We start from the raw sequence: 25,939 nt of genomic DNA on the forward strand, positions 1-25,939 counted from the left end.
TCCTCTTTTTAATTATGCGTGTTGAGTCGTTACGCCTTCGCAGGCGGCATGGTACTGCTGGAGTATGTCCTGAATGTGGTCGAGGATGAGTTCCCGTGGTGTGGACCTGAGAGCGCCATCGCGAACTTTGCTGTACTGCAACGGCAGATACTGGCTGATCAGCGGCAGCGGGATCGGTTCATCCGCCAGGTTGCGTACCAGCCGCTCAAAGGCGTCGTCAATCTGGCTGTCTGGCCAGTAATAGCGCACGCGGTCGGAATAGCTGTAACCGCGCGCCAGGCGACGGGCATTGCCGTCGCCGTGATAGTGGCTTTGCCAGTATTCCGGGCGATCGAGCATCACGTTTTCCAGGACGTGACGCAGCCCTGAGCAGACTTTTGCCGGCAGCAGCTCTTCTTCAATTGCTGCCAGTGAGAACAGCGCTTCGCGCAGCGCGAAGGTTAGCGCAGGGCCGACTTTCAGAATGGCGAAGTGATCTTTCACCAACTGGCGCAGCGCCTGCGGCGTCTGGTAATCGGTAGAGTGTGCTTCAAATACAAGCGTGTCGTAGGCTTCAACCATCTCGCTCAGCGCGACGGCTTTATGCGGTTGATAGTCACAAACCTGCGCATGGTCGAACTCAACGCCAGGCTGAACCACCAGGCCAATAATGCGCGGCCAGATGTCGCTTAACCCTTCCTTCTCGAATGCGTGGCGGTGTGCCTCAAGCGTGGCGCGTGCCGCCTCTGGCGTGGTGACCTCAAGCTCGGTCAGCGTCTCGTGTGCCCCACCGGGAACCGGAACTTCCGTGCCGATAACGTAGACCAGATCGGCTACGCCAAATTGCTCGAGACAGGTGGTTTCGGCAATTTTAGCCAGCCGAGCGGCACGCCCGGCAACGATTGCATCGGTTAACGGAACCGGGTCGTCTTCGCAGGACATGCTGCAATCGAGGTGAATTTTTTTAAATCCGGCCGCCACGTAGCTTCTGATCAGATCGTCGGCGTTCGCCATCGCCTGCGAAGCCGGCAGGTTTTGCCAGCGGTTTGGACCTAAATGATCGCCGCCAAGGATCAGCTGCGAGGTGGGGAAACCAAGAGATCCCGCCAGCTTGCAGACAAACCCATAAAAATCGGCGGGCGTCATACCGGTATAACCGCCAAACTGATCCACCTGGTTTGAGGTCGCTTCAATCAGCAGGGGCGTCTGTTGTGAATGGGCGTAACGTAGTGCAGCTTCAAGTACCAGTGGATGTGCGGAACAGACGGCATAAATCCCGTTTGTATTCCCCCGTTTATGTTGTTCCACCATTTCTGTCAGATGTTTCACTTTCCTCTCCATTTCGGATGGTGTTGGTATTAATCTTTCGTTTTGTTTCATTTGATACTGCATTATGGTGGGGTAAAAATAAAACGAAAGATAATAGTTTTCCGATCTGTTTCACAAAAGAAACATAATGAAAGGTTTCAGCGGCGGTTAAGCTTGCGTCTGTCCACCATACAGGGCTTGCATTCCCTCAAAAGAAAGGCGTTAATAAGCAAAACGAAATGAAACGAAAGTGTATTTACTAAGGAGCTCGTATGAGCAGCACCGATTCATCCGCAGAGAAGCGCATCACCGGCACCAGTGAAAGGCGAGAGCAGATCATTCAGCGGTTGCGGGCGCAGGGAAGCGTGCAGGTTAACGATCTTTCTCTTTTATACGGCGTGTCGACGGTGACGATCCGTAACGATCTGGCCTTTCTGGAAAAGCAGGGGATTGCCGTTCGCGCTTACGGCGGCGCGCTGATTTGCGAAGGCAATGCCCCCGGCGTGGAGCCGTCCGTTGAGGACAAAAGTTCCCTTAATACGGCAGTAAAGCGCAGCATCGCGCAGGCGGCGGCTGAACTGGTGAAGCCGGGTCATCGCATTATTCTGGACTCCGGCACCACGACCTTTGAAATTGCCCGCATGCTGCGCCAGCACACCGATGTCATTGCCATGACCAACGGGATGAACGTGGCAAACGCGCTGCTGGAAGCGGAGGGCGTAGAGCTGCTGATGACCGGCGGGCATTTGCGCCGTCAGTCGCAGTCCTTCTACGGCGACCAGGCGGAGCAGTCCTTACAGAATTACCATTTTGACCTGCTGTTCCTGGGCGTCGATGCCATCGATCTCGAGCGGGGGGTGAGTACGCATAACGAGGATGAAGCCCGTCTGAACCGCAAAATGTGCGAGGTGGCGGAGCGTATTATCGTGGTCACGGACTCCAGCAAGTTTAACCGTTCAAGCCTGCATAAAATTATTGATACCCAGCGGATCGACATGATTATCGTTGATGAAGGCATTCCGGCGGAAAGCCTGGAAGGGTTACGGAAAAGCGGGATAGATGTGGTATTGGTTTAAGTTTTTTACCCTCTCCCCTATGGGGAGAGGGCAGGGTGAGGGGCCATCACGTCACCGGCGCCGGGTTAAACACCGCCAGCGAGTTATGCAATCCCCATTGATCGGAGAAGGTTTTCTTCCGCCCGCTTGCCACATCCAGAATGAAGTGGAACAGCTTCCAGCCCACCTCTTCAATACTCTCTTCCCCGGTGGCGATGGTGCCCGCGTTGATATCCATTAAGTCATACCAGCGGTTTGCCAGCTCGGTGCGGGTCGCCATTTTGATCACCGGTACCGCCATCAGGCCGTACGGCGTGCCGCGCCCGGTGGTAAAGACCTGTACCGTAATGCCGGATGCCACCTGCTGGGTGCCGCACACGAAATCACTGGCAGGCGTTGCCGCGTAGATCAGGCCGCGTTTGGTTGGTCGCTGGCCAGGGGAGAGCACTTCCACAATCGCGCTCTGGCCGGATTTGGCAATCGACCCGAGGGCCTTTTCCACCACGTTGGCCAGGCCGCCTTTCTTGTTACCCGGAGACGGGTTGGCGCTGCGGTCGGTTTTGCCCATGTCGAGATAGTTATCGTACCAGGCCATCTCCTCCAGCAGGCGTTTGCCCACCTCTTCGTTGACGGCGCGCGGCGTGAGCAGGTGGATAGCATCACGCACTTCGGTCACTTCGGAGAACATCACCGTGGCGCCGCAGCGCACGAACAGATCGGAGGCATAACCGACCGCCGGGTTAGCGGTGACGCCGGAAAACGCATCGCTGCCGCCACACTGTGTCCCAACGACCAGTTCAGAGGCCGGGCAGGTTTCACGCTGGCGTTTGTTCAGCTTCTCCAGATGGCGCTCTGCCACCTGTAAAATGTCGTCGACCATCGATCTGAAGCCGACATGGTGTTCATCCTGAAGACGCACAATACTGGCATCGTCAACCGGAATGGCTTTCACATCCTCCGTACCCTGCAACAGGCGTTCTGGCTGCAATTTTTCACAGCCGAGGCCAATCACCATGACCTCACCGCCAAAGTTTGGGTTAAGGGCGATATTGTGAATCGTGCGGATCGGCACGACCGCTGCGGGTGCGTTGATCGCCACGCCGCAGCCGTACAGATGGTTAAGACCCACCACGCCGTCAACGTTGGGGTATTTCGGCAGCAGATCGCGCTCAATAATTTTCACCACGTAATCCACTACGCCCGCCACGCAATGCACGCTGGTGGTGATGCCTAGCAGGTTTTTGGTGCCCACGCTGCCATCCGCGTTGCGGTAACCCTCGAAGGTATAACCCTCCAGCGGAGGCATCGGCTCAGGGACGCGGGTAGCCAGCGGCAACGACTCCAGCGGAGGGGCGGTGGGCAGCTCAACCAGCGACTCCTCAATCCAGCTACCCTGCGGGATAGCGCGCACCGCATAGCCGATGACTTCGCCGTAGCGCACGATTTCGCCCTGCGCCGGAATATCGACCAGTGCGACTTTATGCCCCTGCGGAATGTGCTCAATCAGCTCCAGGCCATCCGGAAAGCGGGTGCCAGCTTTTAAGCCATTGTCGTTGACAATAATCGCCACGTTATCGGTATCGTGCACTTTTATATAGAACGCCGTCGGCGACGCCTGTCGAATTTCAATATCGGCCATTGTTCACTCTTCTCCAGCAAAATATCTGATACTAAATATAGCCAGATGGTTAATTGTTTCTTATTGAGGAAATAAAGAATGTCAGGAGAGGAAAGGTGAGAATGTGATCGCGATCGCTCCCGAACCACTAATCGTTGATTCTGTGCATCAGCGCCCACTGCATTGGGCATATGCTCAAAATAGCGTGCTGCTCCCGTTGGATAATTGAGCATTGAAACAATGTACTGCCGGGTGGTGGCGATTATACTGAATGACGATTTTATAACGCCAAAATTCAGTCAGGAAAATAAATATAACGCTGACGCTGAGTCGGAATAAATAAGAAAAGCTACTGGCTAAAACTGCGGAATTAAAAAAGGTATAAGTAATGAGTAACGATATCTTCCCGAATAAATTTAAAGCGGCCCTTGCGGCGCACCAGATTCAGATTGGCTGCTGGTCTGCGCTGGCCAACCCCATCAGCACCGAAGTGCTGGGCCTGGCCGGGTTCGACTGGCTGGTGCTGGACGGCGAACATGCGCCAAACGATATCAGCACGTTTATTCCGCAGCTGATGGCGCTGAAAGGCAGCCACAGCGCGCCGGTGGTGCGTGTGCCCACCAACGAGCCGGTGATCATCAAGCGACTGCTGGATATCGGCTTCTACAACTTCCTGATCCCGTTTGTTGAAACGGAAGAAGAAGCGGTGCTGGCCGTGGCGGCGACCCGCTATCCACCGGAAGGGATCCGCGGCGTCTCCGTCTCGCACCGCGCCAACATGTTTGGCACCGTGCCGGACTATTTCGCCCAGTCCAACAAGAACATCACCATTCTGGTTCAGATCGAGAGCCAGCAGGGGGTCGATAACGTCGACGCCATTGCCGCGACGGAGGGAGTAGACGGCATTTTCGTCGGCCCGAGCGATCTGGCGGCCGCCTTTGGTCATCTGGGTAACGCCAGCCATCCGGACGTGCAGCGCGCAATTCAGCACATTTTTGCCCGTGCCAAAGCGCACGGTAAACCGTGCGGCATTCTGGCGCCAGTGGAAGCCGATGCCCGCCGCTACCTGGAGTGGGGCGCAACGTTTGTTGCCGTGGGCAGCGATCTCGGCGTATTCCGCGCCGCCACGCAGAAATTAGCGGACGCTTTTAAAAAATAACCATCATTGAGGAAACAGATTATGACGCTGAAAGTGGGTTTTATTGGCCTGGGTATCATGGGCAAACCAATGAGCAAAAACCTCATCAAAGCAGGTTACTCACTGGTGGTTTTAGATCGTAATTCAGACGCGGTGGCAGAGGTGATTGCGGCTGGCGCAGAAACGGCGACAACCGCAAAAGCAATTGCTGAGCAGTGCGACGTGATTATCACCATGCTGCCAAACTCCCCGCACGTGAAAGAGGTGGCGCTGGGTGAGAATGGCATTATCGACGGCGCGAAGCCGGGCCTGGTGGTGATCGACATGAGTTCTATCGCACCGCTGGCAAGCCGCGAAATCAGCGAGGCGCTGAAAGCGAAGGGCGTGGAGATGCTGGATGCGCCGGTCAGCGGCGGCGAACCGAAAGCCATCGACGGCACCCTGTCGGTGATGGTCGGGGGCGATAAAGCCGTGTTCGACAAATACTACGACCTGATGAAAGCCATGGCTGGCTCCGTGGTGCACACCGGTGAAATTGGCGCAGGCAACGTCACCAAGCTGGCAAACCAGGTGATTGTGGCGTTGAACATCGCGGCCATGTCCGAAGCGCTGACGCTGGCCACCAAAGCGGGCGTCAATCCGGATCTGGTCTATCAGGCCATTCGCGGTGGTCTGGCGGGCAGCACCGTGCTGGATGCCAAGGCGCCGATGGTGATGGATCGTAACTTCAGGCCGGGCTTCCGCATCGATCTGCACATTAAGGATCTGGCGAATGCGCTGGATACCTCCCACGGCGTGGGCGCGCAGTTGCCGCTGACTGCCGCCGTCATGGAGATGATGCAGGCGCTGCGTGCGGACGGTCTGGGCACCGCCGATCACAGCGCGTTAGCGTGCTATTACGAAAAACTGGCGAAGGTTGAAATTGCTCGCTAATGACGTCCCGCCCGGTGGCGTGACGCTTACCGGGCCTACGGCTCAGGCATACAACTATGAAAATCGTAATCGCGCCAGACTCTTATAAAGAAAGCCTGTCTGCCACTGAGGTGGCGCAGGCGATAGAAAAAGGATTTCGGGAAATTTTCCCCGACGCTCATTACGTGTCTGTTCCCGTTGCTGACGGCGGAGAAGGTACGGTTGAAGCGATGATCGCCGCGACGCAGGGCGCCTGGCAGCAGGCTGTCGTCACCGGCCCGTTAGGGGAAAAGGTGAAGGCCAGTTGGGGGATGTCGGGCGACGGTACCACCGCGTTTATCGAGATGGCCGCCGCCAGCGGCCTGGTGCTTGTTCCTCCCGCGCAGCGTAACCCGCTGGTCACGACGTCGCGCGGGACGGGGGAGCTGATCCTCAGCGCGCTGGGTAAAGGCGCGCGCAACATCATTATCGGTATCGGCGGGAGCGCAACCAACGATGGGGGCGCAGGCATGATGCAGGCGCTGGGCGCGAGGTTTACGGATGCGAACGGGACGGAGATCGGCTACGGCGGCGGCAGCCTGATGGCGCTTAACCGGATTGATATTTCCGATCTCGATCCGCGTCTTCAGGGGTGCGCAATCCGCGTCGCCTGTGACGTGACGAATCCGCTGGTCGGTGAAAGCGGCGCGTCGCGTATCTTTGGCCCGCAAAAAGGCGCCACGGAGGAGATGATCCTCGAACTCGACGCCAATCTTAGCCACTACGCCGGGGTGATCAAAAAATCGCTGCGCATTGACGTCAACCGGGTTCCGGGGGCTGGCGCCGCGGGCGGCATGGGCGCGGCGCTGATGGCCTTCCTGGGCGCTGAGCTGAAAAGCGGCATCGAGATTGTCACTCAGGCGCTCAATCTTGAAGAACATATTCACGACTGCACGTGGGTGCTGACGGGGGAAGGGCGCATCGACAGCCAGAGCATTAATGGCAAAGTGCCCGTCGGTGTGGCGAGCGTCGCCAAAAAATACCATAAGCCGGTGATCGGGATTGCCGGAAGTCTGACGCAGGATGTGGGTGTGGTGCATCAGTACGGCATCGACGCGGTGTTCAGCGTACTGACCCGCATCGGCTCACTGGAAGAGGCGTTCCAGGGAGCGTATGACAACATTTACCGCGCCTCGCGGAATATCGCGGCCACATTGCAGGTAGGCATGCGTAGCCAGGGGTGACAGCGGCGCGCAAACCCTCTATACTGCGCGCCGAAGCTGACCAGACAGTCGCCGCTTCGTCGTCGTCCCTTTCGGGGGAGACGGGCGGAGGGGAGGAAAGTCCGGGCTCCACAGGGCAGGGTGCCAGGTAACGCCTGGGGGGGAAACCCACGACCAGTGCAACAGAGAGCAAACCGCCGATGGCCCGCGCAAGCGGGATCAGGTAAGGGTGAAAGGGTGCGGTAAGAGCGCACCGCGCGGCTGGTAACAGTCCGTGGCACGGTAAACTCCACCCGGAGCAAGGCCAAATAGGGGTTCACATGGTACGGCCCGTACTGAACCCGGGTAGGCTGCTTGAGCCAGTGAGCGATTGCTGGCCTAGATGAATGACTGTCCACGACAGAACCCGGCTTATCGGTCAGCTTCAACTTCTTACCAAACCCCGCTTCGGCGGGGTTTTTGCTTTCAGAAGGTTGCAGGCCGGGTAAGCGAAGCGCCAAACGACATCAATTCTCAATTTTGCGACGCTAAGCACATTTCACTGTCTGTCCGGATATCCGTTCCTTTCATCTGCTGCGCATGATCGTAATCACAAAATTTAACGCTATAAAATTAGAAAATTTTAGTGTTGAGCAGATGTTGTAAATGTTTAGTCAGTGATGCCGAATGTTATTCATTTGATAATTTAATATTGAATCTAAAAACATTCTTCTGGTGAATGTGTGATATATCCCACTCTTTAACCGGGAACTGAATAAATATTCCTGGTAAAGTTGATAAACCACAAAAATGTTTTAAAAGAATAATGGTGGTTTATTAACCTTTAATTGCCTGAAAGATAGTCTTTATTAATATTTTTAAGGCAAAAAAATTCACGCAGGTTATTGCCATAAAATAAATTTATTACTGCGGATTTTGTTGATCAATATCAGCGTAATTGCGTATTTTAAGTTGCTTAACTCTTTGATTAATAAGGTGATAAATCGGTTTTGAATGCAGTGGTAAAAAGGGCGTCATGGCAAATTGTGAGTAACAGCACATACCCCCTGAAACAATATTGGGTAGAATCCGCTGCGTCATAGGGAAATAAGCGCAGAATATTATGAATACTATTATTCTACCGAAAACACAGCACCTCGTGGTATTTCAGGAAGTCATCAAAAGTGGCTCCATAGGTTCTGCTGCAAGACAACTGGGGCTGACGCAACCTGCCGTCAGCAAAATCATCAGCGACATCGAATCTTACTTTGGGGTGGAAGTGATGGTGCGTAAAAACACCGGCGTAAAACTCACTGCCGCCGGTCAGGTGCTGCTGTCCTACGCTGAGTCGATCACCCGCGAAATGAAAAACATGGTGAGCGAGATCAACAGCCTCAGCTTCAGTACCGTCATGGACGTCTCCTTCGGCTATCCGTCGCTGATTGGCTTCACCTTCCTGTCCGGGATGATCAAAAAATTCAAGGAAGTGTTCCCGAAAGCGCGCGTCTCAATGTATGAAGCGCAGCTCTCTTCATTCCTGCCCGCCATTCGCGATGGCCGGCTGGATTTCGCCATCGGCACGCTGAGCGACGGGATGCAGCTTCAGGATCTTCACGTTGAGCCACTGTTTGAATCCGAGTTTGTGCTGGTGGCGAGTAAATCACGAACGTGCACCGGCCCGACCAGACTGGCATCGCTCACGCATGAGCAGTGGGTGATGCCGCAAACCGATATGGGCTACTACAACGAACTCCTGACCACCCTGCAAGACAACCACATCAGCATTGAAAATATCGTCCAGACCGATTCTGTCGTCACCATCTATAACCTTGTCCTCAATGCCGATTACCTGACGGTGATCCCCCGTGACATGATTGCGCCATTCGGCTCGGACCAGTTTATTGTCCTGCCGGTGGAAGATGAATTACCCGTGGCGCGTTATGCCGCCGTGTGGTCAAAAAATTACAGTATTAAAAAATCGGCGTCAGTATTAGTTGAACTGGCAAAACAATATTCGTCGATGAATACCGAAAAACGACGATAAAAATAATGATGATTTAAAACACCCGGAGCGACGCTTTTTAACGCTCTGATACCCTGACTTTGCCTGAAAACAATGAATTATTATAACGAGGATATTATGCACATTACTTACGAACTCCCGGTGACTATTGAAGATATTCAGGACGCCAGAAAAAGACTGGCGGGAAAGATCTATAAAACCGGTATGCCGCGCTCGAATTATCTGAGCGAACGGTGTAAGGGTGAGATATTCCTGAAATTTGAAAATATGCAGCGTACCGGTTCGTTTAAAATACGTGGTGCGTTCAATAAATTAAGCTCGCTGACCGATGCGGAAAAACGCAAGGGCGTGGTGGCCTGTTCCGCAGGGAACCACGCGCAGGGGGTGTCTCTCTCCTGCGCCATGCTCGGCATCGACGGCAAAGTGGTGATGCCGATGGGCGCGCCGAAATCCAAGGTTGCCGCCACGCGCGACTACTCTGCCGAAGTGGTGCTGCACGGCGAGAACTTTAACGACACCATCGCCAAAGTGAGTGAAATCGTCGAGATGGAAGGGCGCATATTTATCCCGCCTTACGACGATCCGAAAGTCATTGCCGGCCAGGGCACCATCGGCCTGGAAATCCTCGAAGATTTATATGACGTGGATAACGTGATTGTCCCCATCGGCGGCGGCGGTTTAATTGCCGGTATTGCGACAGCAATTAAATCCATCAACCCGACCATTAATATTATCGGCGTGCAGTCTGAAAACGTGCACGGAATGGCGGCATCGTATCAGGCGGGAGAAATAACCAACCATCGCGTCACCGGCACATTAGCCGACGGCTGCGACGTGTCTCGCCCGGGTAAATTAACCTTCGAAATTGTTCGTGAATTAGTCGATGACATTGTGCTGGTCAGCGAAGACGAGATTCGCAACAGCATGATCGCGCTTATTCAGCGAAATAAAGTGGTCACTGAAGGTGCCGGTGCGCTGGCGTGCGCGGCGTTATTAAGCGGCAAACTGGACCACTATATCCAGGGCCGTAAAACCGTCTGCATTATTTCCGGCGGCAATATTGATCTCTCCCGTGTTTCCCAAATTACCGGCTTCGTTGACGCATAAAGGATGACTTATGAGCAACACAGAAAGCATTATCGTTGGCCAGACAAAAACGTCCACCTGGCGTAAATCGGATACCACCTGGACGCTCGGCCTGTTTGGTACCGCCATTGGCGCAGGCGTGCTGTTCTTCCCTATCCGTGCAGGCTTTGGCGGCTTGATCCCCATCCTGCTGATGCTGGTACTCGCGTTCCCGATTGCCTTTTACTGCCACCGCGCGCTGGCGCGTCTGTGTTTGTCCGGCAGTAACGTCTCCGGCAACATCACCGAAACGGTGGAGGAGCATTTTGGTAAGACCGGCGGGGTGGTGATCACCTTCCTCTACTTCTTTGCCATTTGCCCGCTGCTGTGGATTTACGGCGTCACCATTACCAACACCTTTATGACCTTCTGGGAAAACCAGCTCCAGATGCCCGCCCTGAACCGCGGCGTGGTGGCGCTGTTCCTGCTGCTGCTGATGGCTTTTGTTATCTGGTTCGGTAAAGACCTGATGGTGAAGGTGATGAGCTACCTGGTGTTCCCGTTCATCGCCAGCCTGGTGTTGATTTCTCTCTCGCTGATCCCGTACTGGAACTCGGCGGTGATCGACCAGGTTAACCTGAGCGATATCGCCTTCACCGGTCATGACGGCATTCTGGTCACGGTGTGGCTGGGCATCTCCATCATGGTCTTCTCCTTCAACTTCTCGCCTATCGTTTCCTCGTTTGTGGTCTCCAAGCGCGAAGAGTACGAGCCAGAGTTCGGGAAAGAGTTTACCGAGCAGAAATGTTCCAAAATCATCGGTCGCGCCAGCCTGCTGATGGTGGCGGTGGTGATGTTCTTCGCCTTTAGCTGCCTGTTTACGCTCTCTCCGCAGAATATGGCGGACGCCAAAGCGCAGAACATTCCGGTGCTCTCTTACCTGGCGAACCACTTTGCGTCGATGTCAGGCAGTAAATCCACGTTCGCCACGGTGCTGGAATACGGCGCCTCCATCATCGCGCTGGTCGCTATCTTTAAATCCTTCTTCGGCCACTATCTGGGCACGCTGGAGGGGCTGAACGGTCTGATCATCAAGTTCGGTTACAAGGGCGACAAGAAGAAAGTCTCCGTGGGCAAGCTGAACACCATCAGCATGGTCTTCATCATGGGCTCCACCTGGATTGTGGCCTACGCCAACCCGAACATCCTGGACCTTATTGAAGCCATGGGCGCGCCAATTATCGCCTCTCTGCTGTGCCTGCTGCCGATGTACGCCATCCGCAAGGCGCCTGCGCTGGCGAAATATAAAGGCCGGACCGAGAACATCTTCGTAACCGTGGTCGGCCTGCTGACCATTCTGAACATCGTGTACAAACTGTTTTAAACCAAAGCTCAGGAAGAGCGGAGCCATACCATGATTGAGTTTCCGGTAGTACTGGTCATTAACTGCGGATCGTCCTCTGTTAAGTTCTCGGTGCTGGACGCCGCAAGCTGCGATGCTCTGATGACGGGCATTGCGGACGGCATCAACACTGAAAAAGCCTTTATTTCCGTCAATGGGGGTGAGCCAGTCAGACTGGCTCACCAGGACTACGAAGGGGCGCTGGCCGCCATCGCGCTGGAGCTGGAGAAACGCAACCTGATGGGCAGCGTGGCCTTGATTGGCCATCGCATTGCCCACGGCGGCGATCTCTTCAGCGAGTCAACCCTGATCACGGAAGAGGTGATGGCGCAGATCCGCCAGGTCTCCCCGCTGGCGCCGCTGCATAACTACGCCAACCTGAGCGGCGTGGAAGCCGCCGGGCGCCTGTTCCCCGGCGTGCAGCAGGTGGCGGTATTTGATACCAGCTTCCACCAGACCATGCCGCCGCAGGCGTATCTGTACGGCTTGCCGTACCGCTATTTTGAAGAGCTGGGCGTGCGCCGCTACGGTTTCCACGGCACCTCTCATCGCTACGTGTCGGCGCAGGCGCACGCGCTTCTCGGGCTCTCTCCCGATGACAGCGGCCTGGTGATTGCCCATCTCGGCAACGGGGCGTCCATCTGCGCGGTGCGTAACGGCGAAAGCGTGGATACGTCCATGGGGATGACGCCGCTTGAAGGACTGGTGATGGGCACGCGCTGCGGCGACGTGGATTTTGGCGCGATGGCGTGGGTTGCCAGGCAGACCGGCCAGTCGTTCGATGATCTGGAGCGCGTGGTCAACAAAGAGTCCGGGCTGCTGGGGATCTCCGGTATCTCCTCCGATTTGCGCGCGCTGGAGAAAGCCTGGCATGACGGCAACGAGCGGGCGCGGCTGGCAATAATGACCTTTGTCCACCGGATTGCACGACATATCGCCGGTCATGCCGCGTCCCTGCACTGTCTGGATGGCGTGGTGTTTACCGGGGGGATCGGTGAGAACTCCGTGCTTATCCGCGCGCTGGTGGTGGAGCATCTTAAGGTGTTTGGCATCATCCTCGACGAGTCCAAAAATGCCCTGCCGGGCAGCGCGGGCGAGCGCGTGATCTCCACCGAGTCGTCCCGCGCGGCCTGCGCGGTGATCCCTACCAATGAAGAAAAAATGATCGCGCTGGATGCCCTCCGTCTTGGGAAGGTTACTCCGGCTGCGGCTTACGCCTGATAAAGCGAGAATCTGATGAAAGTTACAATCGATACGGGCGTCGCGCCTTACAGCGACGCATGGGCCGGGTTTCGCGGTGAAGAATGGAAAAACGCCATTAACGTGCGCGATTTTATTCAGCATAACTACACCCCTTATGAAGGCGATGAAGCTTTCCTCGCGCAGGCGACGCCAGCAACGACGGCGCTGTGGCAGAAGGTGATGGTCGGCATTCGCCAGGAGAATGCCACCCACGCTCCGGTGGATTTTGACACCAACATCGCCACCACCATTACCGCGCACGGGCCGGGCTATATTGATCAGGAGCTGGAGACGATCGTCGGCCTGCAAACCGACAAGCCACTCAAGCGCGCCCTGCATCCGTACGGCGGGATCAACATGATCCGCAGCTCGTTCGAAGCCTACGGTCGCGAGATGGATCCGCAGTTTGAATATCTCTTCACCGACCTGCGCAAAACCCACAACCAGGGCGTGTTTGACGTTTACTCCCCGGAGATGATGCGCTGCCGCAAATCGGGCGTGCTGACCGGTCTGCCGGACGGCTACGGGCGTGGACGCATCATCGGCGACTACCGCCGCGTGGCGCTGTACGGCATCAGCTATCTGGTGCGCGAGCGCGAACTTCAGTTCGCCGATCTCCAGGGGAAACTGGAGCGCGGAGAAGATCTGGAGGCCACGATCCGCCTGCGCGAGGAGCTGGCGGAGCATAAACGTGCGTTGCTCCAAATCCAGCAGATGGCGGCGAACTATGGCTTTGATATTTCACGTCCGGCGATGAATGCGCAGGAAGCGGTGCAGTGGGTCTACTTTGCCTACCTTGCCGCAGTGAAGTCCCAGAACGGCGGGGCGATGTCACTGGGGCGCACGGCCTCGTTCCTCGATATCTACATTGAACGCGACATGCAGGCAGGAAGGCTGAATGAGGTTCAGGCCCAGGAGCTGATCGACCACTTCATCATGAAGATCCGCATGGTGCGCTTCCTGCGCACGCCGGAGTTCGACACGCTCTTCTCCGGCGATCCGATCTGGGCCACGGAAGTGATTGGCGGCATGGGGCTGGATGGCCGCACGCTGGTGACCAAAAACAGCTTCCGCTACCTGCATACCCTGCACACCATGGGGCCTGCGCCGGAGCCAAACCTGACGATCCTCTGGTCCGAACAACTGCCGATCGCGTTCAAGAAATACGCCGCGCAGGTGTCGATCGTCACCTCCTCGCTGCAATACGAGAACGACGATCTGATGCGCGCCGACTTCAACAGCGACGACTACGCCATTGCCTGCTGCGTCAGCCCGATGGTGATCGGCAAGCAGATGCAGTTCTTCGGCGCACGCGCCAACCTCGCCAAAACGCTGCTGTACGCAATCAACGGCGGGGTGGATGAGAAGCTGAAGATCCAGGTGGGGCCTAAAACCGAGCCGCTGCTGGATGAGGTACTGGATTACGACACCGTAATGGCGAGCCTCGATCACTTCATGGACTGGCTGGCGGTGCAGTACATCAGCGCGCTGAATCTCATTCACTACATGCATGATAAATACAGCTACGAAGCCTCGCTGATGGCGCTGCACGACCGGGACGTCTACCGCACCATGGCCTGCGGCATTGCCGGGCTGTCGGTGGCGGCGGATTCCCTGTCGGCCATCAAGTACGCCACGGTAAAACCGGTGCGCGACCACACTGGTCTGGCGGTCGATTTCGTCATCGAAGGCGACTATCCGCAGTACGGCAACAACGACGATCGCGTGGACAGTATCGCCTGCGATCTGGTTGAGCGCTTTATGAAGAAAATCCAGGCGCTGCCGACGTACCGCAACGCGGTACCGACCCAGTCGATCCTGACCATCACCTCCAACGTGGTTTACGGCCAGAAGACCGGCAACACGCCGGACGGACGTCGCGGCGGCACGCCGTTTGCGCCTGGCGCCAACCCGATGCACGGGCGCGACAGAAAAGGGGCAGTGGCGTCGTTAACCTCGGTCGCCAAGCTGCCGTTCACCTATGCCAAAGACGGGATCTCCTACACCTTCTCCATCGTGCCGCAGGCACTGGGCAAGGACGAGCCGGTGCGCAAAACCAACCTTGTCGGGCTGCTGGATGGGTACTTCCACCACGAAGCGACCATTGAGGGCGGTCAGCATCTGAACGTCAACGTGATGAACCGGGAGATGCTGCTGGATGCCGTCGCCCACCCGGAGAACTATCCGAACCTGACGATCCGCGTTTCAGGCTATGCGGTACGGTTTAATGCTCTGACGCGCGAGCAGCAGCAGGACGTAATTTCGAGGACGTTTACGCAGGCGATGTAATGCAGGCTCCATCTTCAGCCTCCTCAAATGAGGAGGCTTTTAATTTTGTGAACTCGGTCGATTTTAGAAAACTCACTCTTTTTTCTGCTGTTCAGAAGTAATATTTTCCTCACGCCTTATAAAATCCCTATAAAACTTGTGACTTTTTTCTCCCGCTCTCCGGATATGATCTCCCCATACCAATAACTCACACCTGCACCTTCTGACTCGCAATCGCTGGCGATCGGAACCTTATAAAAACAACTAGTTACCCTACAAAATAAGCGAGTGCCCCATGAATATGGCAACAAACAGCAGTGTGATTGTGAGTGATTCCCCTGCGGCAAGGCGGGCGGGAATGAGCGAAAGCGAATGGCGAGAGGCGATTAAATTCGACAGCACCGATACGGGCTGGGTCATCATGAGTATCGGGATGGCTATCGGCGCGGGTATTGTTTTTCTTCCGGTGCAGGTTGGGTTAATGGGGCTGTGGGTATTTTTACTCTCGTCGATAATTGGTTATCCGGCTATGTACCTGTTCCAGCGCCTGTTTATTAATACGCTGGCGGAATCACCGGAATGTAAAGATTACCCGAGCGTCATTAGCGGTTATTTAGGTAAAAACTGGGGCATCTTATTGGGTGCGCTTTATTTCGTGATGCTGGTGATCTGGATGTTTGTCTATTCCACGGCTATCACCAACGACAGCGCCTCCTATTTGCACACCTTCGGCGTAACCCACGGTTTGCTGTCGGAAAATCCGTTCTACGGCTTATTCCTGATCTGCATTCTGGTCGCCATTTCGTCGCGCGGTGAAAAACTGCTGTTTAAAGTCTCCAGCCTGATGGTGCTGACCAAATTATTTGTGGTGGCGGCGCTGGGGCTTTCGATGATTGGCCTCTGGCATTTAGCCAACGTCGGTATGCTGCCGCCGATGGGCCTGCTGATTAAAAACGCCATTATTACGCTGCCTTTCACCTTAACCTCCATTCTGTTTATTCAGACATTAAGCCCGATGGTGATTTCCTATCGTTCCCGGGAAAAATCCGTAGAGGTGGCGCGTCATAAGGCGCTGCGGGCAATGAATATCGCCTTTGGCGTGCTGTTTGTGACGGTCTTTTTCTACGCGGTCTCCTTTACGCTGGCGATGGGGCACGACGAGGCGGTAAAAGCCTACGAGCAGAATATTTCCGCCCTGGCTATCGCAGCACAGTTCATCAGCGGTGACGGTGCGGGCTGGGTCAAAATCGTCAGCGTGATCCTCAATATTTTTGCCGTGATGACCGCGTTCTTCGGCGTCTATCTCGGCTTTCGTGAGGCCACGCAGGGCATCGTGATGAACATCCTGCGCCGCAAAATGCCGGCGGAGAAAATCAATGAAAATGCCGTCCAGCGCGGGATTATGCTGTTCGCCATCCTGCTGGCCTGGAGCGCGATTGTGTTAAACGCGCCGGTGCTGAGTTTTACCTCCATCTGTAGCCCTATTTTCGGGATGGTGGGTTGCTTAATTCCGGCGTGGCTGGTCTACAAAGTGCCCGCACTTCATAAATATAAAGGCGTATCGCTGGTGATTATTGTGATTACCGGGCTGCTGCTTTGTGTTTCTCCTTTCCTCGCCTTCTCATGAGGTTAAATAAGGTCGTAACGATGTCTGAGCAAATTAATCCTTTATGGAACCATTTTATTCGCGCCGTGCAGGAAGAGGTAAAGCCTGCGCTGGGCTGTACCGAACCCGTCTCGCTGGCGCTGGCGTGCGCGATGGCTGCCGGACAGCTTTCCGGTGAGGTAACGCGTATCGAGGCGTGGGTATCGCCGAACCTGATGAAAAATGGGCTTGGCGTAACGGTGCCCGGCACCGGTATGGTCGGTTTACCCATCGCAGCCGCGCTGGGGGCGACAGGCGGTAATGCACACGCCGGGCTGGAGGTGTTGAAAGACGTATCGGACGAGGCGCTAACGCGCGCCAAAGCACTGCTGAACGCGGGTCTGGTGCAGGTAAAATTGCAGGAGCCGTGCGAGGAGATCCTCTATTCACGCGCCTGCGTTTACGTCGGTGAATCCTCGGCGATGGTGACCATCGCTGGCGGGCACACTCGCGTGGTGGAGGTAGTTTTTCAGGGCGAAACGCGCTTCAGGCTTGACGATCGTCAGAGCCAGAACAACGACGATCCGCTGGCGGTGCTCTCGACCACCACGCTGTCGCAGATCCTTGAGTTTGTGGAGCAGGTGCCGTTCGACGCGATCCGCTTTATTCTTGATGCGGGGCGGCTGAACGATGCGCTTTCCCGCGAAGGTTTGCGTGGCAACTGGGGGCTGCATATTGGCGCGACGCTCAATAAACAGCGCGCACGCGGCTGGATGGCGCAGGATCTGGGATCAGACATTATTATCCGCACCAGCGCAGCCTCGGATGCCCGCATGGGAGGCGCGACGCTGCCGGCGATGAGCAACTCGGGTTCCGGGAATCAGGGCATCACCGCCACCATGCCGGTAGTGGTGGTGGCTGAGCACGTTCAGGCCGATGACGAACGGCTGGCGCGGGCGCTGATGCTCTCGCATCTGTCGGCGATCTATATCCATTATCAACTTCCGCGGTTGTCCGCGTTGTGCGCGGCGACAACGGCCGGAATGGGGGCAGCGGCGGGGATGGCGTGGCTGATGGGCGGTTCTTACCAGACCATTGCCATGGCGATCGGCAGTATGATCGGCGACGTGAGCGGGATGATCTGCGATGGGGCTTCTAACAGCTGCGCAATGAAGGTCTCGACCAGCGTCACCAGCGCCTGGAAAGCCGTGATGATGGCGCTGGATGATACTGCCGTGACGGGTAACGAGGGGATTGTGGCGCACGACGTGGAACAGTCTATCTCTAACCTGTGCGCCCTGGCGTGCCGCTCAATGCAGGCGACGGACCGGCAGATCATTGAGATTATGGCGAGTAAGGTGTTGTGATTTAATCCAACCCGTTACCCCTCACCCTAACCCTAACCCTAACCCTCTCCCACAGGGAGAGGGAACCGATCGAGCGAGGGGGCGTGTTAATCTTAAACTGGCAAATCAATCAGCAGCGCGCGCAGCGGCGTATCGGCCACCAGGGTGATATTCGCTTCATCACGAATAAACGCCCCGTCACCGCAGGTGAGCGCTTCTTTCTCTTCCGTATGCGTGACCGCATGCACCGTTCCGTGAATGGACTGCAAATAGGCACGCGGGCCATGAAGCTGGAAGCTCGCCTGTTCACCTTTTTTCAGTTCGATATGGTGCAGCCATACCTGCTGGCGTAACTGCAAGCTGCCTTTGCTGCCGTCTGGCGAGGCAATCAGCTGCTGTTGATCGCCCTTCAGATCGATCTTTTGCACCAGCGGATTTTCCCGCTCCGGACAGGCATCCAGCCACAGCTGCATGCGGGTCAGCGTTTTATCTTTGCTGAGGTTATGCTCGCTGTAGCTAATACCTGGCTGCGTGGAAATTAACAGCGCCTCGCCAGCCTTCGCCTGGACATGATTGCCCTCGCTATCGCGGTATTCTGCCTCGCCTTCCAGGATCAGGTTCAGGATATCGACTTTAGGGTACGTGCGCGGCTGGAAGGACGCGCCCGGGGCGAGCACTTCCTGATTCAATACGCGCAGTGAAGCGTAACCGAGGAGTTTAGGGTCAAAGTAGTGTCCAAAGGAAAAGGTGTAGCGGGCCTGCAACCAACCGAAATCGGCTTGTCCGCACTGTTTCGCTGTTCTTGTCGTAATCATAAACTTGACCTCTCTTTACACTAAATCAATGGTAAAGGTATGGACGCTGCATTGTTAGCCAGATATTCTGCCTGGTATGTTCAAATTTCCTGAATGAGAACGAGATGGCTAAAGAGAGAGCATTGACGCTTGAGGCGCTTCGCGTTATGGACGCGATTGACAGGCGCGGCAGTTTTGCCGCGGCGGCAGATGAACTGGGGCGCGTTCCGTCTGCCCTGAGCTATACCATGCAAAAACTGGAAGAGGAGCTGGATGTTGTGCTCTTCGATCGTTCCGGTCATCGAACAAAATTCACTAACGTTGGGCGGATGCTGCTGGAGCGCGGTCGTGTGCTGCTGGAAGCGGCGGATAAGCTGACGACCGATGCCGAAGCGCTGGCCCGCGGCTGGGAAACCCATCTGACGTTAGTGACCGAAGCGCTGGTGCCCACCGAGGCGCTGTTCCCGCTGGTGGACAGACTGGCCGCGAAAGCCAATACCCAGCTGTCGATCATCACCGAGGTGCTGGCCGGGGCGTGGGAGCGTCTTGAGACGGGCAGGGCGGATATCGTCATTGCGCCGGACATGCATTTCCGCTCATCGTCAGAAATCAATTCGCGCAAACTGTACAGCGTGATGAACGTCTACGTCGCCGCCCCGGATCACCCGATCCATCAGGAGCCGGAGCCGCTCTCTGAGGTCACGCGCGTGAAATACCGCGGCGTGGCGGTCGCGGATACCGCCCGAGAGCGCCCGGTGTTAACGGTACAGTTGCTGGATAAACAGCCGCGACTGACGGTAACGTCACTGGAAGATAAGCGTCAGGCGCTCCTGGCGGGGCTGGGCGTGGCGACGATGCCGTACCCGTTTGTCGAAAAGGACATTGCAGAAGGGCGGCTGCGCGTCGTCAGCCCGGAATACACCAGCGAAGTGGATATCATTATGGCGTGGCGTCGTGACAGCATGGGCGAAGCCAAATCGTGGTGTTTGCGTGAAATTCCCAAGCTCTTTGCCCACCACAACAAATAAGCGTAGGCCCGGTAAGCGTAAGCGCCACCGGGCAGAATTTACGCGCTTGCTTTAGGATCCGGACCAAAGCGGTTTTCGCCCGGCGTTCCGCTCTGACAGTTGAAAATCAAAATCACGATCCAGCCGATAAGCGGGATCAACAGCAACAGCAGCCACCACGCCGAACGATCGGTGTCGTGGAGACGACGAAACAGTACGGCCCATGAAGGCAGCAGAACTAACACACCATAAATAGTGGTGAGAATGCCTTCACCCCCCTCGCGTTCCCAGCCGAGGATCTTGTCCACAATGCCCAGCACCATAATCAGGACGAAGTTCACCAGAACGAACATCCAGTACTCTTTGCGGCGGGCGCGGCCACCAAAACCAAAATAGTTGCGCAGTACCTTTAAATACCAGTCCATTTTTCCTTGCCTCTTAATCAGTCAATCACTTGTTTTCTAAGCGATCGAGGTAAGGATAGATGTATGCTGTGAATTAAAAAAGGGAATCAATTGATTCCCTAAATAATTATCCGAAACGCACGTCGCGCCCGTGCGGTTCATCCAGGTCCTGCCACGGGCCAATGGAGATAATGCCCGTTGGGTTGATGGTCTTATGACTGCGGAAATAATGGGTGCGAATATGGTCAAAGTTGACCGTCTCCGCAATCCCTGGCATCTGATAGATGTCGCGCAGGAAACCGTGCAGGTTCAGGTAATCACTGATGCGATGCTTGTCGCACTTGAAGTGGGTGACATACACCGGATCAAAGCGGATCAGCGTCGTCCACAGGCGGATGTCTGCTTCGGTGAGGCGATCGCCCGTTAAATAACGATGCTGGCCGAGGATCTGCTCCAGGCGCCCCAGGGATCCAAACACGTTGCCGACCGCTTCGTCGTACGCTTCCTGACTGGTGGCAAAGCCCGCTTTGTAGACGCCGTTGTTGACGTTGTCGTAGATCCAGCCGTTCAGCTCGTCAATTTTCTCGCGCAGCTCAACCGGGTAGTAATCCCCGGCGCGGGCACCGTGCGCGTCAAACGCGGTATTGAACATGCGAATGATTTCAGCGGATTCATTGCTGACGATCGTCTGGTTTTTCTTGTCCCACAGCACAGGCACCGTTACGCGCCCGGTGTAGTGCGGATCGGCGCGCAAATAGAGCTGATACAGGAAATCGTGATGATAAAGCTCATCCCCCGTCGCGGCCGGGAAGTCACTGTCGAACGTCCAGCCGTTTTCCAGCATCAGCGGGTTAACCACCGAAACCGGAATTAACGATTCGAGACCTTTAAGTTTGCGCACAATCAGCGTGCGGTGCGCCCACGGACAGGCGAGAGAAACATACAGATGATAACGATCTTTTTCCGCCGCAAAGCCCCCTTCGCCACTCGGGCCGGGTGCGCCGTCGGCAGTCAGCCAGTTACGGAAGGCCGAAACAGAGCGCTTAAAGCGTCCACCGGTGGATTTGGTGTCATACCAGACATCCTGCCAGACGCCGTCTACGAGTTGTCCCATTTTTTACTCCTCCGTCAGATAGCAAAAGCGAGGAGATGTCTCCTCGCTTTGAATGTAATCAGTATAGCCTGCTTACCACTTCTTATTCAGAAGACGGTCGATGCTGTAGGCGCCCGGGCCCATGATAGCCAGCAGCAGGAAGCCACCCGCGATGGTCAGGTTTTTCATGAACATCAGGGAGTTCACGCCTTCCGCAAAGTTGCTGTGGAAGATGAACGCGGTCAGCAGGGTAAAGCCTGCGGTGAACAGCGCCGTGGTGCGGGTCAGGAAACCGAACAGCACTGCCAGGCCGCCGCCGAACTCAAGCAGAATGGTCAGTGGCAGCAGGAACCCCGGCACGCCCATCGCTTCCATATACTGCTGAGTGCCCGCATAGCCGGTAATTTTGCCCCAGCCTGCGGTGATGAACAGAAAAGCATCAGAATACGCGCTACCAGTACACCAACATCTTCTAATTTTTTCATTTTACTCTCCAGGAAACCACATCAGCGGCTAAACGTTATTTGTGTGCAAATTCGGGTAGATACCGCGTCTTTGCTGTCGATGGAGAGGAGTGTAAACGGGGCGGATGGCAAATGTTAGCAAGGAAAACTGTTAATCTTCTTCAAAGATATTGAGTAAGGGAGGGGGTTTTGCCGGGTGGCGGCTACGCCTTACCCGGCCTACATGCAATCGTAGGCCGGGTAAGCGCAGCGTCACCCGGCAAGAAGGCTAGCGCAACTGCTGCTGTCGCAGCGTGGTTTTCACCAGACGCCATGCGCTCCAGGCGCCAAAGCCGCGGCGTGCCCAGCGGATCAGCATGTTAGGATGCCGAACCGACCAGATTGCCATCACGCTGCTGCCGACCAGCGCCCATGAGCGCAGGCTCAGGACCGTGTTCCAGCCGCGGTCAAACCGATGCGTGGCTTCAACCCAGTCGCGACGGCTGGCAGAGAGATCCAGCCGCTGCTGCTGGATTTGGCTCAACAGATACGCTTTCCGCTTTTGACGTTCGGCTTTGTCGCTCACGACTTATCATCCTCCAGCAGGGCGCGGTCGTTGGCCAGCTCCTGGCGCGTATGGCGCAGGAAGGTCGACGTGCGCGCTTTATGCAGGGTCCAGATACCGCCTATCAGCGCCGCCACCAGCAGAACCACGGTAGTCGCAATCATCGCGTTCAGACGATATTGGGGATCGATAGCCCAGATGATTAACACCATCAGGCTCATCAGACCAAACGCGGCAAAGAGCATCGTAAGTCCAAGCATGAGCAGCATCTGGAAGAGGTTGGCTTTCTCCTCTTCCAGTTCCACTACCGCAAGCCGGACGCGCGTTTCGGCAATCCCGACCAGCGTCGTCAGAATACGCTGGCCGATGCCGAGGACGTTTTTAGCAGGCCCTTGTGCGTGACGTGGATCTTCCATAATCAACGACGCGTCAGCAGGACACCCAGCACCACACCCACTGCGGCGCCAATACCCACACCCGTCCATGGATTATCACGTACATATTCGTCTGCGCGCGCTGCCGCTTCGCGGGTCTGTTTCGCCAGCGCATCACCGGTTTCACCCAGACGGTAACGGCTCTCTTTCAGTGCCTGCTCCGCTTTGCTGCGCAGTTTGCTTACTTCTTCTTTCGATTTATCGGCAGAAGAGTTCAGCACCTCTTCCAGGGTGTCCGCCAGGGATTTCAGTTCAGCGCGCAGATTTTCTGAAGTTGTATCTTTTGACATGATTCTCTCCTGTTGAGATTTCCGTTAACTCAATAATCGCGAGCTTCCAGCGCTTTCAGTTCGTCCTGCGCCTCTTGCAACTTCCTCTCGCGCTTGGCAATTTTTTCCGCATCACCTTTAGCTTTCGCTTCCTGAAGGTCTTGACGGCGCTCGGCTATCTCGTCCTTCTGTTCAGCGATTTTTTTCTGATGATCGGCACGCAGCTTGCTGTCCGTACAGTTGTCTTTCACTTCGCTCAACGCTTTTTTTAGCCCGTCGATCCGGTGCTGATTGTTATGCTTTTCGGCATAACTGATTTCGCGTTGGATATCCTGTTCTTTCTCCTGACAAAGAGACATCGCGAAAGAAGCTGTGCTTAAAGAAAAAAGGGCCAGAGCCAGAGTGATGCGGTATTTCATTATAGAAACCTTCCATTGTGTTACGGCGTAAGCCGTGTTCCAGAACTAAGCGGAGAACATCTGAGGGGTGCTCCGCGTACTTAAGCATAGTAAGTAAACGGGAGTTTCACCAAAGTAGGTGAAAATATTCGGAATATTAGTCGTTAACCAAATCGATGCGACGTGTCGCGTAACCGTGACATCCAGGAGGCGACGTGGCTGTCCTCATCCTGTTGCGCGATGATGTAACCCTGCGGCAGCGTGCGGTCCAGCACGGCTTTCGCCGCGGCGCTTTGCGCACTGGAGTCAAATTTTATCAGCAGCACATCGTCTTGCGGCGTGATGCTCTTAAAGCGGATCCCGTTCGCGTCCAGATGATGCCAGATGGAAAAACCATCCGGCACGCTGGTTCCCTGGCTCACAGGACGGATAGCCAGCGTCGACTCCTGATGCTGAAGCGCAGACCACAGCAGGATAAGAGCGCTGAACATCATCAGCGCGACGATGGCGTAAGAGAAGCGGCGCAGCGCGAGCGGGGAGATAACCATCGTTAACCCCTGGCTCCGTATTTCTTCTTCCACAGTACGACCAGGGACCCGACCAGGCCAAACACCAGCAGAACGACAGGCAGCAGCATCAGGCAAGACATCAGCTGGTCTTCGTATTTCATAAAGACCGGCGTTTTACCCAGCGCGTAGCCGAGCGTGGTCAGGATCAGTACCCACAGCAAGCCGCTCATCCAGTTAAAGAACTGGAAGCGCGTGCTGCTCAGGCCGGACAAGCCCGCAATGGTGGGCAGCAGGGTGCGTACGAATGCGATAAAGCGGCCGATCAGCAAGGCGGAAAGCCCATGCTTATGGAAAAGGTGGTGCGCCCGCTGGTGGTAATGTGCCGGAAGGTGCGAAAGCCAGTTCTGAACGATTCGCGTATTGCCCAGCCATCGTCCCTGAATGTAACTCACCCAGCAGCCCAGGCTGGCGGCAATGGTCAAAAGCAGGACCGTTTGCGGGAAAGCCATCGCCCCTTTTGCACAGAGCACTCCGACCAGCACCAGCAGGCTGTCTCCGGGTAAAAAGGCAGCAGGCAGCAGACCGTTCTCAAGGAACAGGATCATAAATAATACAAAGTAGAGCATGCCAATCATGGACGGGTTGGCCAGCGTTTCGAAATCCTGAGCCCAGAGGGCGTTCAGTAGTTGGGTCAAAAGTTCCATTCAGTGTTCCTGGAAATCGGTTAACGTCACGCCTGTAATTCGGGAAATACAGCACGGCGACATTGTTATGATTTCATTATGGTCGCTCGCGGACACATTGATGTGTGGCCAACACTGTTCCCTGTTAATTGGCTGGTTAGCAAGCACTAACTTACAAAATAACGAAGTGAATCCAATTGTAACAAAGCCCGACGTTCTGCGTCACAGAATTTGAGGGGAAACACGATTTTGGCGTAAGCCACGGAGGGGAGCGAGAAATTTTACAAAGGCTGACACTATAGAGGTTTTCTTACCCTGTCTGGCCGGAAGGCGCGGCGGTGCGCCTGCCAGCCGTTCGGGGGATTATTTTGCGAGATTGGTCGCGGTATCGAGGTGAACGACCGGATTATCGGCAAAAAGATAGCGGTCAGCGTTAAATTCAAAGTCATCACTTGTTTCATTAAACAGCATCTGTTTGGTGTTCTCCAGGTGCTGCCACATTGCCAGTTTCGCCGCATGCGGATCTTTACGAATCAGGGCTTTAAGAATCTGGTCGTGATCGTCACACCAGTTATCCACCGTGCGGGAATCAATGTGATCGTGCAATTTCTTCCAGTACGGGTTGTGAACGCGCTGAGTCCACATTTTTTCAACGATTGCCGCCAGCGCCGTGTTCTGAGTCGCAAGGGCGACCTGGACGTGGAATTGCAGGTCCCATTCGGAATCGCGGAAACATTTTTCTTTACGCGCGTGATCCTGGATTTCCATCAGCTTCATGATGTCCTGCTTGGTCACCTGCGTTGCAGCAAATTCCGCAATGTTGCTTTCAATCAGCTGGCGTGCCTGGAGAAGCTCAAACGGACCGTAGCTGGCAAACTCCAGACTTTCGTCCGGGGTGGGGGAGTGTTTCGCCTGGCTGGAAATCACATGAATGCCGGATCCTTTGCGTACCTCAACATACCCTTCCACTTCCAGCATGATGATAGCTTCGCGGACCACCGTGCGGCTGACGCTTTTTTCATCCGCAATGAAACGCTCAGCGGGAAGTTTATCACCGACAAGATAGACCCCTTGCTCGATGCGATCTTTCAGCTCGGCGGCAAGTTGTTGATATAAACGACGTGATTCGGTGATTTCCATATGCGCTCCAGACAGGGTACGGCGAATGATTTGTTATACCACTTTTGCGTGCCACTCTCCAGATTTCGCCATGAAAAA

At 55.5% G+C, this 25,939-nt stretch carries 24 protein-coding genes, 1 other RNA gene and 1 pseudogene; 13 read left to right on the forward strand and 13 right to left on the reverse strand.

The features are described 5' to 3' along the window. Window positions 1-12: 12 nt before the first annotated feature. Window positions 13-1,320: a tagatose-bisphosphate aldolase subunit KbaZ gene (gene kbaZ / locus RHN82_RS12570; protein WP_047051218.1), complete on the reverse strand. Its 1,308-nt coding sequence runs from the start codon at window positions 1,318-1,320 to the stop codon at window positions 13-15. Window positions 1,321-1,559: 239 nt separating this feature from the next. On the opposite strand from kbaZ, the gene RHN82_RS12575 reads away from it, so the two are divergent. Further along, on the forward strand, window positions 1,560-2,363 hold the full coding sequence (locus tag RHN82_RS12575; protein WP_039269681.1) for a DeoR family transcriptional regulator: 804 nt from the start codon (window positions 1,560-1,562) through the stop codon (window positions 2,361-2,363). A 46-nt stretch (window positions 2,364-2,409) separates the two neighbouring features. On the opposite strand, the gene garD is transcribed toward RHN82_RS12575, so the two are convergent. Further along, complete coding sequence (gene garD / locus RHN82_RS12580) at window positions 2,410-3,981, reverse strand: galactarate dehydratase (protein ID WP_047051217.1); 1,572 nt, start codon at window positions 3,979-3,981, stop codon at window positions 2,410-2,412. A gap of 367 nt (window positions 3,982-4,348) precedes the next feature. Here garD and garL point away from each other — a divergent pair, with 367 nt between their 5' ends. The 11 genes from garL to RHN82_RS12635 all read left to right on the forward strand — a co-directional run bounded on the left by garL (window position 4,349) and on the right by RHN82_RS12635 (window position 18,143). Continuing rightward, window positions 4,349-5,119 (forward strand): 2-dehydro-3-deoxyglucarate aldolase, encoded by a 771-nt coding sequence (gene garL / locus RHN82_RS12585; RefSeq protein ID WP_032669109.1) that lies wholly within the window; start codon window positions 4,349-4,351, stop codon window positions 5,117-5,119. 21 nt (window positions 5,120-5,140) lie between these two features. Further along, window positions 5,141-6,031 (forward strand): 2-hydroxy-3-oxopropionate reductase, encoded by an 891-nt coding sequence (gene garR, locus RHN82_RS12590; RefSeq protein WP_017382435.1) that lies wholly within the window; start codon window positions 5,141-5,143, stop codon window positions 6,029-6,031. A gap of 56 nt (window positions 6,032-6,087) precedes the next feature. Continuing rightward, a complete protein-coding gene (gene garK, locus RHN82_RS12595; protein ID WP_047051216.1) occupies window positions 6,088-7,233 on the forward strand; it encodes a glycerate 2-kinase in 1,146 nt (381 codons plus the stop codon). Between the two features lie 32 nt (window positions 7,234-7,265). Continuing rightward, window positions 7,266-7,642: RNase P RNA component class A (rnpB, locus tag RHN82_RS12600), an RNA gene on the forward strand. Window positions 7,643-8,314: 672 nt separating this feature from the next. Further along, the gene (tdcA, locus tag RHN82_RS12605) at window positions 8,315-9,235 is read left to right on the forward strand and encodes a transcriptional regulator TdcA (RefSeq protein ID WP_003862670.1); all 921 of its coding nucleotides are present in this window, start codon (window positions 8,315-8,317) and stop codon (window positions 9,233-9,235) included. A 96-nt stretch (window positions 9,236-9,331) separates the two neighbouring features. After that, entirely contained in the window at window positions 9,332-10,321 is a 990-nt protein-coding gene (gene tdcB / locus RHN82_RS12610) for a bifunctional threonine ammonia-lyase/L-serine ammonia-lyase TdcB (RefSeq protein ID WP_047051269.1), read from the forward strand. Window positions 10,322-10,331: 10 nt separating this feature from the next. Further along, entirely contained in the window at window positions 10,332-11,663 is a 1,332-nt protein-coding gene (gene tdcC, locus RHN82_RS12615) for a threonine/serine transporter TdcC (protein WP_047051215.1), read from the forward strand. 30 nt (window positions 11,664-11,693) lie between these two features. Then, entirely contained in the window at window positions 11,694-12,902 is a 1,209-nt protein-coding gene (tdcD, locus tag RHN82_RS12620) for a propionate kinase (protein ID WP_047051214.1), read from the forward strand. Between the two features lie 15 nt (window positions 12,903-12,917). Further along, the gene (gene pflB, locus RHN82_RS12625) at window positions 12,918-15,212 is read left to right on the forward strand and encodes a formate C-acetyltransferase (RefSeq protein ID WP_017693941.1); all 2,295 of its coding nucleotides are present in this window, start codon (window positions 12,918-12,920) and stop codon (window positions 15,210-15,212) included. Between the two features lie 274 nt (window positions 15,213-15,486). Then, on the forward strand, window positions 15,487-16,818 hold the full coding sequence (locus tag RHN82_RS12630; RefSeq protein WP_047051213.1) for an amino acid permease: 1,332 nt from the start codon (window positions 15,487-15,489) through the stop codon (window positions 16,816-16,818). A gap of 20 nt (window positions 16,819-16,838) precedes the next feature. Continuing rightward, complete coding sequence (locus RHN82_RS12635; RefSeq protein WP_047051212.1) at window positions 16,839-18,143, forward strand: serine dehydratase subunit alpha family protein; 1,305 nt, start codon at window positions 16,839-16,841, stop codon at window positions 18,141-18,143. Window positions 18,144-18,235: 92 nt separating this feature from the next. Here RHN82_RS12635 and RHN82_RS12640 read toward each other — a convergent pair whose 3' ends face one another. Next, window positions 18,236-18,937, reverse strand: a complete 702-nt coding sequence (locus RHN82_RS12640; protein ID WP_003862658.1) for a pirin family protein — start codon at window positions 18,935-18,937, stop codon at window positions 18,236-18,238. Window positions 18,938-19,041: 104 nt separating this feature from the next. Here RHN82_RS12640 and yhaJ point away from each other — a divergent pair, with 104 nt between their 5' ends. Then, the gene (gene yhaJ, locus RHN82_RS12645; RefSeq protein ID WP_003862655.1) at window positions 19,042-19,944 is read left to right on the forward strand and encodes a DNA-binding transcriptional regulator YhaJ; all 903 of its coding nucleotides are present in this window, start codon (window positions 19,042-19,044) and stop codon (window positions 19,942-19,944) included. Window positions 19,945-19,982: 38 nt separating this feature from the next. Here the strand turns inward: yhaJ and RHN82_RS12650 are convergent, their stop codons facing one another. From RHN82_RS12650 to exuR, 10 genes and pseudogenes are all read right to left on the reverse strand, one after another. Next, a complete protein-coding gene (locus tag RHN82_RS12650) occupies window positions 19,983-20,348 on the reverse strand; it encodes a DUF805 domain-containing protein (protein WP_000384149.1) in 366 nt (121 codons plus the stop codon). Window positions 20,349-20,454: 106 nt separating this feature from the next. Beyond that, on the reverse strand, window positions 20,455-21,441 hold the full coding sequence (locus tag RHN82_RS12655) for a glutathione S-transferase family protein (protein WP_047051211.1): 987 nt from the start codon (window positions 21,439-21,441) through the stop codon (window positions 20,455-20,457). Between the two features lie 72 nt (window positions 21,442-21,513). Next, window positions 21,514-21,905 (reverse strand): annotated as a pseudogene (locus tag RHN82_RS12660) (DoxX family protein). Between the two features lie 247 nt (window positions 21,906-22,152). Then, window positions 22,153-22,449: a YqjK-like family protein gene (locus RHN82_RS12665; RefSeq protein ID WP_003862649.1), complete on the reverse strand. Its 297-nt coding sequence runs from the start codon at window positions 22,447-22,449 to the stop codon at window positions 22,153-22,155. Further along, window positions 22,446-22,844: a phage holin family protein gene (locus tag RHN82_RS12670; protein WP_003862647.1), complete on the reverse strand. Its 399-nt coding sequence runs from the start codon at window positions 22,842-22,844 to the stop codon at window positions 22,446-22,448. The genes RHN82_RS12665 and RHN82_RS12670 overlap by 4 nt, the downstream gene beginning before the upstream one ends. A gap of 2 nt (window positions 22,845-22,846) precedes the next feature. Further along, window positions 22,847-23,152, reverse strand: coding sequence for a YqjD family protein (locus RHN82_RS12675; RefSeq protein WP_003862645.1), 306 nt, complete (start codon window positions 23,150-23,152; stop codon window positions 22,847-22,849). Window positions 23,153-23,181: 29 nt separating this feature from the next. Beyond that, window positions 23,182-23,550 carry a DUF1090 domain-containing protein gene (locus tag RHN82_RS12680; RefSeq protein ID WP_047051210.1) on the reverse strand — a complete coding sequence of 123 codons (369 nt, stop codon included), beginning with the start codon at window positions 23,548-23,550 and terminating at the stop codon, window positions 23,182-23,184. A 143-nt stretch (window positions 23,551-23,693) separates the two neighbouring features. Then, window positions 23,694-24,077, reverse strand: coding sequence for an EnvZ/OmpR regulon moderator MzrA (gene mzrA, locus RHN82_RS12685; RefSeq protein ID WP_047051209.1), 384 nt, complete (start codon window positions 24,075-24,077; stop codon window positions 23,694-23,696). Between the two features lie 2 nt (window positions 24,078-24,079). Then, window positions 24,080-24,742, reverse strand: coding sequence for a DedA family general envelope maintenance protein YqjA (gene yqjA / locus RHN82_RS12690; protein ID WP_003862638.1), 663 nt, complete (start codon window positions 24,740-24,742; stop codon window positions 24,080-24,082). 342 nt (window positions 24,743-25,084) lie between these two features. Continuing rightward, a complete protein-coding gene (exuR, locus tag RHN82_RS12695; protein WP_003862635.1) occupies window positions 25,085-25,861 on the reverse strand; it encodes a transcriptional regulator ExuR in 777 nt (258 codons plus the stop codon). Window positions 25,862-25,939 lie beyond the last annotated feature (78 nt).

Origin of the sequence: Enterobacter cloacae complex sp. EB5 (assembly GCF_031432835.1) — a bacterium.
In the GTDB taxonomy this organism is placed as follows: domain Bacteria; phylum Pseudomonadota; class Gammaproteobacteria; order Enterobacterales; family Enterobacteriaceae; genus Enterobacter; species Enterobacter hormaechei_C.